Here is an 11,740-nt window from a genome sequence, read left to right on the forward strand (position 1 = left end):
CGAGAGGAGTATCCGTCATGTTTTATATCTACTGCCCCTACTGCGGCGAGCACCGTGAGGAAGAGGAGTTTCACCCCAAAGGCCAAGCGCATATTGAGCGACCCAAAGAGCCCGAGGCGTGTAGCGATGAAGAGTGGGGGAACTACCTTTTCTTCCGCAACAATCCCAGAGGGGTGCATCACGAAATGTGGGTGCATGCAGTGGGTTGCCGCAAGTTCTTCAACGTGACGCGCCACACGGTGAGCTACGAGATTCTTGAGACCTACAAAATGGGCGAGCAGCCGACGATTACCGCCGACAGCCAAAAGCAGCCTCGCGAGGCGGCAGCGGTAAGCCATCAAGAAGGAGTGCGGGCATGAGTCAGTCTAAGCAACAAGTGTTCCGCCTAAAGGCAGGTGGCCGAATCGATCGCTCTCGCACGTTGAGCTTTACCTTTAACGGTCAGCGTTACCAAGGGCACCCTGGAGATACCCTGGCCTCGGCGCTGCTGGCTAACGGTGTGGATATCGTTAACCGCAGCTTTAAGTACTCGCGCCCCCGAGGCGTCGTTGCCGCAGGCGCCGAAGAACCCAATGCCATTGTTCAATTAGGCAGTACTGAAGCGGCACAGGTACCCAATGTTCGCGCTACCCAACAAGCACTGTTTGATGGATTAGCCGCCTGTAGCACCAACGGTTGGCCTAATGTACAGCGCGACTTGATGGGCTTGATAGGCAAGTTAGGTGGGCAATTTATGCCGCCGGGCTTCTACTACAAGACGTTTATGGCACCGGCGTCGATGTGGCTGACCTACGAAAAGTACATTCGTAAGGCGGCAGGCCTGGGCCGCAGCCCTATGGAAGCCGATCCAGACAGCTATGACCACCTTCATCAACATTGCGATGTGCTGGTCGTTGGCGCTGGCGCTGCTGGTTTGTCTGCAGCATTGGCTGCTGCCCGTGGCGGTGCGCGGGTGATCGTTGCCGATGAGCAAGAAGAGATGGGCGGATCACTGTTGGGTAGCCGCGAAACTCTGGATGGCAAGTCGGCAGACCAGTGGGTTGCTCGGGTGCTTGAAGAGCTAGCCGGATGTGAGAACGTCACACTGCTGGCACGCACCACGGCTAACGGTTATCACGATCACAATTTTGTGACACTGCACGAACGGCGTACTGAGCATCTGGGCGAAACGGCGCCTGTCGTCAATGGCCGCCGCCCGGTACGCTCCCGCATGCATCGAGTTCGCGCTGGCCAGGTGATCCTAGCCACAGGCGCTCACGAGCGGCCATTGGTGTATGCGGGAAATGACGTTCCAGGCAATCTATTGGCAAGCGCTGTTTCTACCTACATTCGACGCTATGGTGTCGTGCCAGGTCGCCAACTGGTGCTCTCCACCAGCAACGATGATGGCTATCGCGCCGCCTTAGACTGGAAGGAAGCAGGCTGCGAGGTGGTAGCAGTTGTTGATGCCCGCGAAGCACCTGCAGGGTATTGGGTCGATGCCGCCCGCGCACAAGGTATCAAGATCATCACCGGCAGTGCCGTTATCGAGGCGAAAGGCAGCAACCGAGTCACTGCCGCTCGGGTGGCCAAGATCGATATTGGCGCTTACCGAGTCAGCGGCCCAGTCCAGGAGTTGGCCTGCGACACTATTGCTAGCTCAGGTGGTTATAGTCCGGTCATCCACTTGGCTTCCCATACTGGCGCGCGGCCTACTTGGCGTGACGATATCCTCGGCTTTGTGCCAAGGCTAGTGAAGGGCGTTCATGCCTGCGGTGGCGCTAATGGCACCTATGCGTTGGGAGACGTACTTGCTGAGGGTGTTGAGGCTGGTGTTAAAGCAGCAGCAGCCACAGGCCACGCGGCTCAGCCGGTTAACCTGCCTAGCGTTGAACGCCTCCAGCAGGGGCCTGCGGTGGCACTTTTTCAGATTCCCCATGAGAAATCCACGCTGCGCGGGCCGAAGCAATTCGTCGACCTGCAGAACGACGTCACTGCGGCGGGCATCGAACTGGCTACCCGGGAAGGCTTTGAGTCTATCGAACATATTAAGCGCTATACCGCGATGGGTTTCGGTACCGATCAAGGCAAGTTGGGCAATATTAACGGTATGGCCATTGCAGCTCGCTGCCTGAATCGTTCCATCCCCGAGGTGGGCACCACGGTATTTCGGCCAAATTATACGCCGGTGACCTTTGGCGCTATCGTGGGTCGTCACTGCCGTGATCTGTTCGATCCCGAGCGCTATACCGCTCTTCATCAGTGGCACGTTGAGCGCGGCGCCGAGTTTGAGGACGTCGGCCAGTGGAAGCGTCCCTGGTACTACCCACAGAAGGTGAATGGCAAGACCGAGACTATGCACGAAGCGGTAGCTCGCGAATGTTTAGCGGTGCGCGAGAAAGTGGGTATTCTCGATGCTTCGACGCTTGGCAAGATCGACATTCAAGGGCCGGATGCGCGTGAATTTCTGGCGCGTGTCTATACCAACAAGTGGGAGAAGCTGGCGGTTGGTAAGTGCCGTTATGGCTTGATGTGCAAAGATGATGGCATGGTCACTGATGATGGTGTGACCAGCTGTCTTGCTGAAAATCACTTTTTGATGACCACCACCACCGGTGGTGCAGCAGCGATATTGGAATGGTTGGAGTTATGGCATCAGACCGAGTGGCCAGAACTGGATGTCTACTTCTCTTCAGTGACTGACCACTGGGCCACTATGACGATCACCGGCCCCGAAGCACGCAAGCTGCTGGCTGAGATGACGGATATCGATCTCGACCGCGATAGCTTTAAGTTTATGGAGTGGCGTGCGGGGAAAGTGGCCGGGGTGCCTGCGCGTGTTTATCGAATCTCCTTTACCGGTGAGTTGACCTTTGAGATTAACGTTCAAGCCAACTACGCCATGCACGTGTGGCAGACCCTGTTCAAGCATGGCGAGAAGTATGGCTTGACGCCCTATGGCACAGAGACCATGCATGTCCTGCGCGCTGAAAAAGGCTTTATTATCGTTGGCCAGGAAACCGACGGCTCGGTGACGCCGGAAGACCTGGGTATGCAGTGGTGTGTAGGTTACGACAAGCCTTTCTCTTGGATTGGCAAGCGAGCCTTGACGCGAACGGATACCAAGCGCGAAAACCGCAAGCAGCTGGTGGGTCTCAAACCGAAGGATCCAACGGTGGTGCTGGAGGAGGGGGCCCAGATTGTGTTTGATCCCAAGCATGCGATCCCAATGCCCATGGTGGGGCATGTGACCTCAAGCTACTACAGCCCAACTCTGGACTCTGGATTTGCCTTAGCGGTGGTTAAGGGCGGCCTCAAGAAAATGGGCGAAACCGTCTATCTGCCTATGGCAGACGGCCAAGTTCACGAAGCTGAAATCGTCAGCACCGTTTTTTATGATCCCAAGGGAGAGCGCCAAAATGTCTAATGCGGCCACTTTCGATACCCGTACTGATACCGCTATCCCGGTAGAGTCCCCGTTAGCCTTTAGCTACCGCCATAGTGGCGCTCCTCGTACTGGTAGTTCAAGTCGGGTTCAGCTACGCGAGCGGGCAATGCTAGGGCATCTGATCTTACGAGGCGGTGCTATCGTTCTCGATGAGGCGGTGCGCGACGTGCTGGGGATTAGCTTACCTGGTAAGCCCCAGGCGCTGGTGCAGGATGCCAGCGGCGAGCGGTCCATTCAGTGGCTTTCCCCTGACGAGTGGCTGGTGATTGTGCCTGGCGGTGAGGAGTTTCCGCTAGAGACGCAGTTGCGGGAGCGTTTAGGGGATTCCCATTACGCCATCAGCGATGTCAGCGGTGGGCAGACGGTGTTAGAGATTACCGGAGAGGCGGCCCGCGAGCTGTTGATGAAAGCGGTGATCTACGACGTTCATCCCCGCCATTTTCCCGTGGGCAAAGGCGTTACTACCGTTTTCGCCAAGGCCACGACCATCCTTCGTCGGCCCAGTGAGGAGCGTTGGGAGTTAGTCGTGCGGCGCAGTTTTGCCGACTACTGCTACCGCTGGCTACTGGATGCAGCAGCAGAGTATGGCGTGAACGTAGAACAATAAGCAGGCAGGCCGAAACGCTGTTTCGGCCGCTATCTTCTGCCGCTAACAGAGATACATGCACTATGAGCCGAATGAGTGATACCTGGATACTTGCCGCCCAATGCCCAAGCCGTTTGGGAACGGTGGACGTCGTCACGCGCTTTTTAAAAGAGCAGCAGTGCTATATCACTGAACTTAACTCTTTCGATGACCGGCTGGGCGGGCGCTTTTTTATTCGCGCCGAGTTTCGACCAGAGCGAGACGACTTCCATGAAGAGCGCTTCCACGCCGATTTTGCAGCGCGGGCAGGCGAATTCGATATGCAGTTTGAGCTGACGGCGCCGGGCAAACGCACAGGCACCGTGATTATGGTCTCCAAGGCCGATCACTGCTTGAATGATCTGCTCTACCGTTATCGGACGGGCCAGCTTCCGCTGGATATCAAAGCGGTGATTTCCAACCATCCTGATCTGGAGCCGTTGGCAGCATGGCACGATTTGCCCTATCACTACCTGCCGATCACGCCCGAGACGAAATTGCAGCAGGAAGCGCAGATACGCGAAATCATCGCGGATACTGACGCTGAGCTGGTGGTGCTGGCAAGGTATATGCAGGTACTCTCCCCCTCAATGTGTGAACTATTAGCTGGCCGAGCTATTAATATTCATCACTCTCTACTGCCCGGTTTTAAAGGCGCTAAGCCTTATCATCAGGCGTATGAGAAAGGGGTTAAGCTAGTGGGTGCAACGGCGCATTATATTAATAATGACCTTGATGAAGGGCCAATTATTGCTCAAGGGGTCGAACCCGTTGACCACACTCATTACCCTGAGGACCTGGTTGCTAAAGGGCGTGATATTGAGTGTCTCACCCTGGCTAGGGCGATTAGCTATCATTTAGAACGTCGTGTGTTCTTTTATTCAGGCCGCACGGTGGTTTTTGGTAACTAATGCTTTTTACCTAATTCTACTGTTAGTAAACGCAAGCGGTTCGAACACGCTTTTATAGTTGGGTTGCTGTCGCTGCTAAGCTTTTTCCAGAGCGATATGTAACCCCTTGTTATGTGTGAGAGGTTATGTGTAATAAGTCGTGCTTAAAAGTATTATTTTATAAATATAAAGATATCTTCAATAAAAGTTAGATTGATTTTATTTGTTAACACATAAATAACTTATTGAAATTTTCAGGCATCGCCTGATTTTTCCCTGTTTATACGTCAAGAGGTGCTCCAATGCCTATCAGTGTTTTCGACCTTTTTAAGATTGGAGTAGGCCCCTCCAGTTCCCATACCGTCGGGCCCATGCAGGCCGCTTTTAAGTATGTTACATCACTACGCGACGCCGACCTTCTTGATGAAGTGGCCCATCTAGACGTTCATCTTTATGGCTCACTGTCAGCGACGGGGGTAGGGCACGCAACGGATCACGCGATTATTATGGGGCTGATGGGTGAGCGCCCCGACACGATTGACCCTTTGATTATTGGGCCATCTATTGCGTCGCTTAAAGAGAGTCAGTTATTAGAACTTGGACGCCAAAAAACAATCGCTTTTGATTGGAATCGCGATATTTATTTCCATGAAGAGAGTTTGCCTCATCATCCTAATGCCATGCGGCTTGCTGCCTTTACACATCAAGGTGAATTGCTGCATGAAAATATCTACTACTCGGTAGGGGGCGGTTTTGTTGTTGAACAAGCCCAGGTGGATATGCCGTTAGAGGACTTTGATGGGGCAACAATTCCCTACAACTTCGATACAGCTGAAGAGTTGCTAGCAATATGTAAAAAAGAGCAGCTGAGTATCAGCCGCCTGATGCTAGAGAATGAGAAAGTATGGCGGACGGAAGATGAGGTTAGAAATGAGCTATGGCGAATCTGGCAAGTCATGTGTGAATGCATCGACAATGGATTAACCCATGAAGGGATATTGCCGGGTGGGTTAAACGTAAAACGCAGAGCTAAGCTGCTTCACCAGCGGCTTTTAGCGGCTGAACAGAATGATTGCCTAATCGCATCGACGTTTTCAGCAATGGAGTGGGTGAATATTTTTGCCCTTGCGGTTAATGAAGAGAATGCCGCAGGAGGGCGCATGGTCACGGCGCCCACCAACGGTGCTGCGGGCATTATTCCTGCCGTCTTGCACTACTATATGAAATTTCAGCCCAACGCCTGCGAGAAAAACGTCGTGGATTTTCTGCTAGCGGCAGGTGCGATTGGCATTCTCTGTAAGAAGAACGCGTCGATATCCGGGGCGGAAGTGGGCTGCCAAGGGGAAGTTGGCTCGGCGTGCGCCATGGCGGCAGCTGGCTTAGCGGATGTGATGGGAGGAACGCCCGAGCAAGTAGAGCATGCGGCCGAAATCGGCCTGGAACACAATTTAGGATTAACCTGCGACCCGGTGGGAGGGCTGGTTCAAGTGCCGTGTATCGAGCGCAACGCTATTGCCACCGTAAAAGCCATTAATGCAGCGCAAATGGCGTTGCATGGTGATGGTACTCACTTTATATCGTTGGATAAGGTCATTCGTACTATGCGCGATACGGGGAGAGATATGCTTGATAAATATAAGGAAACATCTAAAGGTGGATTGGCCGTTAATGCTATTGAATGTTAATCGCTATTGTATCCGGCAGGGTAGTTAAACCATTAGTCGTTTGGGGGCGTTGTTTTAACGCCACTGAATGCTTAAAAGCGAACTGCTTCGTTTAGGCACAACGAAGGCTGTTAGCGATGGTGTCTTGCATTGTTACGTCAAGGCTAGCTAACAGTCTCCTACTTCTGGCTAGTGACAAAACGCCGCAGGTAGTTCTGCACCTTTCCAGCTATATTAAGTCCATAGAGTTATTTCTTTAGAGGATTTTGTTATGTCTGGAGTTGCAAGCTATTTTGCTGAGCTTCCGTACCGTAATTCTGCCCTTGCCGCCTTGATGGCACTGAGCATGAGTGTAATCACCGTCGCTCAGGCTGAAGATACGCCCTCTTATCGAGAAACGCAGTTGGGCTTGTATGTGACCGCTCGCGAAGCCTATGACCTGCTACAGCAAGAAGACGATGCATTGTTGATTGATGTGCGTGATCCCGTCGAAATTAAATTCACCGGTTTTGCAGAACCCACTGATATTCATGTGCCATGGGTACTAACGGACACGACTCAGTTCGATGCTGATAGCAAAACATGGCCAACGGTTCGTAACGCCAATTTTGCCGAACAAATCCGTGCCGCGCTCGAGGCGCATCAAGCAAATGACGATACTCCGATCATCGTAATGTGCCGCTCTGGAGCAACCCGCAGCGCACCCGCTGCAGATCTGATCGCAGAGATGGGATTTTCGCAGGTGTATTCGGTTAGCGATGGCTTTGAAGGGGGTACGCTTGCTGAAGGTGACTCAAAAGGTGTGAGGGCGCGTGATGGGTGGCGTAATTCGGGATTGCCCTGGAGTTATGACGTTAATCCTGACACCGCTTGGTATGAGTCGAAGTAGCGCAGAAAAGCATTTAAAGCAACGAATCGCACAGATTGATAAGGAGATAACGATGCATAAAACATTAGTAATGGCCGGTATGTTGGCTTTAGTACCGATGGTGGCTAGCGCAGATAACCACGATGCCGAAAGCGATAAAGCGTTAATGATTCTGACCAGCGACGCAGTACAGACGCAATCAATGGCTATGATATTAGGCAATGCGATGCGTCAGCAGGGCACGGATCTACATATCTTGCTGTGTGACGCCGCGGGTGATCTTGCGGTAGATGACTATGAAAGTGAAGCAGCGGTCAATACCCCGCCTAGTAACCCTGCAGGGCAGGTTAAACCTGAAGGTATGTTGAAAATGTTGATGGGTGAAGGCGTCAGTGTCGATGTATGTGCCATCTACTTACCTAACACCGATTACACCCAAGAAGATCTACTTGAAGGCGTTGGTGTTGCGGCGCCAGGACCAATGGCAGAGATGATGCGCGACCCGGCCATTCCTGTATTCAGCTTCTAAAACGTTAGTGCCATGCTGGCAGTATGAAGCCGCTACTTTTTAGTAGCGGCTTTTCTATGTGTTGGAGTGTTGCACCATGAGCTTTTCCAACAATACTTGAGAAATGATTGATACTTATACCATTAGTAGGGTGTACTTACGGTTACCCACTTTTTGAGTGGTTGCTCCATGGAAACGTGACTGGTTCTAACGCTGGCAGCGCTGTTCTGCACGGCATGACCATGTTCCATGGAGGTTTGCTTGTCTCAAGATTGCCAACCACTCGGTATGCCATAAAGCTATGAAATACACAGATTCCTCTATTACACGTAAGTTGAAATTTCATCAGCTAATGGTTTTTGAGCAGGTGGTTTTAAGCGGCTCAATGCTACGAGCTTCCCAGATGCTCAATTTGACACAGCCAGCCGTTAGCAAAGTGATACATGATTTAGAAGTGTATTTTGACAGCCCGCTTCTCGTTAGGGGAAACCGAGGTGTAGTTCCCACTGAGCTAGGTGAGCTTGTTTTGAAACGTGCAAAACTGCTGATGGCAGAGCTGCGTAGTCTGACAGACGAAGTGAATGCTTTTCAGGAGGGAACCAGTGGTCATGTCGTTGTCGGCACGTTGATTTCGGCTTCAGTTTCTTTACTTCCAAAAGCAATCCGATTGCTTAAGCAAAGAGCACCCAACGTCATGGTGTCTTTGCGTGTCGGTCAGATGGATCAACTGTTTCCTGCAGTGGAAGTGGGCGACGTTGACTTGGTGGTTGGGCGTGTTCCTGATGACTGGCGTTGGCGAGATGAGGCTAATAGCCTTACGGTGGACACCCTCTACAGTGAAGAGTTATGCATTGTCGCTGGTGCGAAACATCCCCTACACGAAAGCCAATTGTTAACCCTTGAGAAGTTACATCCCTTTCCATGGGTCCTGCCTACTCGAGAGTCATTATTAAGACGTACTGCCGATAAGCTTTTTGCTGAAGAGGGTTTGTCTGTTCCCTCCAATGTTGTCGAGTCTTTATCCATTCTGACGAATTTAACCTTGATGCAAGATCAAGAAACCGTTGCTTTGATGCCTTACGAGGCGGCTTCGCCTTTCGCAGAGGCGGGGCTACTCAAGGTTTTTAAGCTCGGAAAGTCGCTGGCTTTTGGCGATATCGGTTGCTTTTCCGCTTCTGGTCGAGAGCTAGGCCCTGCCGCAAAGCTGTTTCGTGAATGCCTTAAGGAGGCGTGACTTCAGTGATTTTTTGCGAACAGCATTCTACGGCTATGAATTTACAACGCTTATATAATCAGGTGCCTTTTTTGGATTAGCGGTTTGATGGGGAGTAGGGCGCTGATAGTGCCAGGTATTCCTTTTTTAAATATCTGATGGGTTTTTATTGATTATGAAATGATATCTGGCCTGCCTACACTCTTTCCGAAATGAATTAAAACAACGTTTCGGAGATAACCGTGTCGACCACAGCTCCCCAGCTTCTCAATTATGTCGGCGGTGAATTTCTTGCCACCGAACAGACTTTCCCCAATATCTCGCCTATTGATGGCCGTTTGCTGAGTCAGGTCTGCGAAGCCGACGAAGCTTTGGTGGGGCGCGCCGTTAGTGCCGCCAAAGCCGCCCAATCTGGCCCTTGGGCCCGCACCAGTGCCAGTGAACGAGCCGATGTACTGATGCGTATCGCCGCGGATATCGAGCGCCGTTTTGAAGAATTTGTGGCCGCAGAGGTGGCCGACACCGGTCGCCCGGTGGAGCAGGCTCGCCGTCTGGATATCGCGCGTGGTGTGCACAACTTCCGCACCTTTGCCGAGCTTATCCGCCAGTCTGGCGGCGACTACTTCGAGATGCGTGCTCCCGACGGCAGCGATGTTTTCAGCTACTCAGTGCGTAAACCCCACGGTGTGGTTGCGATTATCTCCCCCTGGAACCTACCGATGCTGTTGCTTACCTGGAAGGTGGCACCCGCCTTGGCTTGCGGTAACTCGGTAGTGGTTAAGCCCTCTGAAGAATCTCCCTCCACAGCTACTCTGTTGGCCGAAGTGATTCATGACGCAGGGCTGCCCGAAGGCGTATTCAACCTGATCCATGGCTTTGGCCCAGGCTCCGCCGGTGAGTTTTTGACCACACACCCCGACGTAGACGCTATCACCTTTACCGGTGAGTCTCGCACTGGCAGTGAAATCATGAAGGTGGCCGCCGAGGGTGTTCGTGACGTTTCCTTCGAATTGGGCGGCAAGAATGCCGCCGTGATCTTTGCTGACTGTGATTTTGAGGCGGCGGTGGCTGGCGTGGCCCGCTCCAGTTTCACCAATGCCGGTCAGGTGTGCCTCTGCTCCGAACGAGTCTATGTAGAGCGTCCTATTTTTGAGCGTTTCGTGGCCGCCCTTAAGGAGAAAGCCGAAGGGCTCAAAATCGGCTATCCGGATGAGCCCGGTGTTGATATGGGGTCAATGATCTCTCGCCAGCATCGCGAGAAGGTACTCAGCTACTTTGAATTAGCTCGGGAAGAGGGCGCCACTGTGGTGACTGGCGGCGAAGTGCCAACGTTTGGCGATGCTCGCGATCAGGGGGCTTATGTACGGCCAACTATCTGGACCGGCTTGTCCGACGATGCTCGCTGTGTCCAGGAGGAGGTCTTTGGGCCTGTCTGCCATATCGCCCCCTTCGACCGTGAGGATGAGGTGATCGAGCGGGTTAACAATACCGTTTATGGCCTGGCAACAGCGCTTTGGACCCAGGATCTGGGCCGTGCCCACCGAGTTTCTCGTCAGTTCCATGTGGGCATGGTATGGGTCAATACCTGGTTTCTGCGCGACTTGCGCACGCCCTTCGGAGGAGCGCGGCTTTCAGGCCTTGGCCGCGAGGGCGGCCGCCACTCCCTCGATTTTTATTCCGAACTGACCACCATCTGCGTTAACCCGTGAGCGAGGAGATTGCTATGCATACTGCCCTGATCGAGGCCGCAGAGCGCCTCAGCCAAGCCCAGGCGATAGGACAGCCCTGTAAGCCGGTGCGTGAGCTGATTGCCCGTGCCCAGGTGGAGGAGAACGCCGCTGACCCGGTGGCCTTAGCCTACGCCGTCCAACAGCACAACACTCGCCTAGCCCGGGAGCAGGGGCGCCGCCAAGTGGGCTTTAAGGTAGGGCTTACTTCTCGCTCCGTACAGCAGCAGTTAGGGGTTAATCAGCCTGATTTCGGAGTGCTTTTCGCCGATATGGCGGTGGGTGACGGTCTGCCTATCGCAGTGGATGCCGTGCTTCAGCCCAAAGTGGAAGCGGAGATCGCTCTGGTGCTGGCACATGACCTGGATCACGAGCGCCATACCTTAGCGGATCTGATTCGGGCTACCGCCTTCGCTTTACCTGCCATTGAGGTGGTGGGGAGTCGCATCGCTAACTGGGATATCCGCCTTGAGGACACCATAGCCGACAACGCCTCATCGGGCTGCTTTGTACTCGGCAGTCGTCCAGTAACGTTGGAAGCCCTCGACTTAGTGCGTTGCGGTATGAAGATGACCTTGCGCGGTGAGCCAGTGTCAGTGGGTGCGGGTGCCGCCTGTCTCGACAATCCCTTGAATGCCGCCGTATGGCTGGCCGATACCATGGCCAGCTTCGGGGAGCCGTTGCGCGCTGGTGACATTCTGCTCTCCGGTGCTCTTGGCCCCATGGTGCCCGCAGCAGCAGGCGATATCTTTCACGCCGAAATACAAGGCCTGGGTGGTGTGACCGCTGCTTTCGCCAAGCCACAATGAGAGAAAAGA

Annotated in this window: 10 protein-coding genes; all 10 read left to right on the forward strand. The window is 53.4% G+C overall.

Features of this window, described 5'->3' with window-relative positions; all coding sequences use genetic code 11:
• Positions 1 to 17 precede the first annotated feature (17 nt).
• The 10 genes from J4377_RS02155 to J4377_RS02200 all read left to right on the forward strand — a co-directional run bounded on the left by J4377_RS02155 (position 18) and on the right by J4377_RS02200 (position 11,731).
• Entirely contained in the window at positions 18 to 359 is a 342-nt protein-coding gene (locus J4377_RS02155; RefSeq protein ID WP_038480866.1) for a sarcosine oxidase subunit delta, read from the forward strand.
• Positions 356 to 3,406 (forward strand): sarcosine oxidase subunit alpha family protein, encoded by a 3,051-nt coding sequence (locus J4377_RS02160; RefSeq protein ID WP_253486476.1) that lies wholly within the window; start codon positions 356 to 358, stop codon positions 3,404 to 3,406. The genes J4377_RS02155 and J4377_RS02160 overlap by 4 nt, the downstream gene beginning before the upstream one ends.
• A complete protein-coding gene (locus J4377_RS02165; RefSeq protein WP_089039310.1) occupies positions 3,399 to 4,034 on the forward strand; it encodes a sarcosine oxidase subunit gamma in 636 nt (211 codons plus the stop codon). The genes J4377_RS02160 and J4377_RS02165 overlap by 8 nt, the downstream gene beginning before the upstream one ends.
• Before the next feature lie 62 nt (positions 4,035 to 4,096).
• The gene (gene purU / locus J4377_RS02170; RefSeq protein WP_253486478.1) at positions 4,097 to 4,963 is read left to right on the forward strand and encodes a formyltetrahydrofolate deformylase; all 867 of its coding nucleotides are present in this window, start codon (positions 4,097 to 4,099) and stop codon (positions 4,961 to 4,963) included.
• Between the two features lie 281 nt (positions 4,964 to 5,244).
• Complete coding sequence (locus J4377_RS02175) at positions 5,245 to 6,627, forward strand: L-serine ammonia-lyase (protein ID WP_253486480.1); 1,383 nt, start codon at positions 5,245 to 5,247, stop codon at positions 6,625 to 6,627.
• 250 nt (positions 6,628 to 6,877) lie between these two features.
• Entirely contained in the window at positions 6,878 to 7,495 is a 618-nt protein-coding gene (locus J4377_RS02180) for a rhodanese-like domain-containing protein (RefSeq protein WP_120385846.1), read from the forward strand.
• A gap of 52 nt (positions 7,496 to 7,547) precedes the next feature.
• Entirely contained in the window at positions 7,548 to 8,003 is a 456-nt protein-coding gene (locus J4377_RS02185; protein WP_120385845.1) for a hypothetical protein, read from the forward strand.
• A gap of 280 nt (positions 8,004 to 8,283) precedes the next feature.
• Complete coding sequence (locus tag J4377_RS02190; protein ID WP_038480881.1) at positions 8,284 to 9,216, forward strand: LysR family transcriptional regulator; 933 nt, start codon at positions 8,284 to 8,286, stop codon at positions 9,214 to 9,216.
• Positions 9,217 to 9,437: 221 nt separating this feature from the next.
• Positions 9,438 to 10,904 carry a 2-hydroxymuconic semialdehyde dehydrogenase gene (locus tag J4377_RS02195; protein WP_038480883.1) on the forward strand — a complete coding sequence of 489 codons (1,467 nt, stop codon included), beginning with the start codon at positions 9,438 to 9,440 and terminating at the stop codon, positions 10,902 to 10,904.
• Positions 10,905 to 10,918: 14 nt separating this feature from the next.
• On the forward strand, positions 10,919 to 11,731 hold the full coding sequence (locus J4377_RS02200) for a 2-keto-4-pentenoate hydratase (RefSeq protein WP_301271690.1): 813 nt from the start codon (positions 10,919 to 10,921) through the stop codon (positions 11,729 to 11,731).
• The last annotated feature ends 9 nt before the right edge of the window (positions 11,732 to 11,740 follow it).

The organism is Halomonas sp. XH26, assembly GCF_024138895.1.
Taxonomy (GTDB): domain Bacteria; phylum Pseudomonadota; class Gammaproteobacteria; order Pseudomonadales; family Halomonadaceae; genus Vreelandella; species Vreelandella alkaliphila.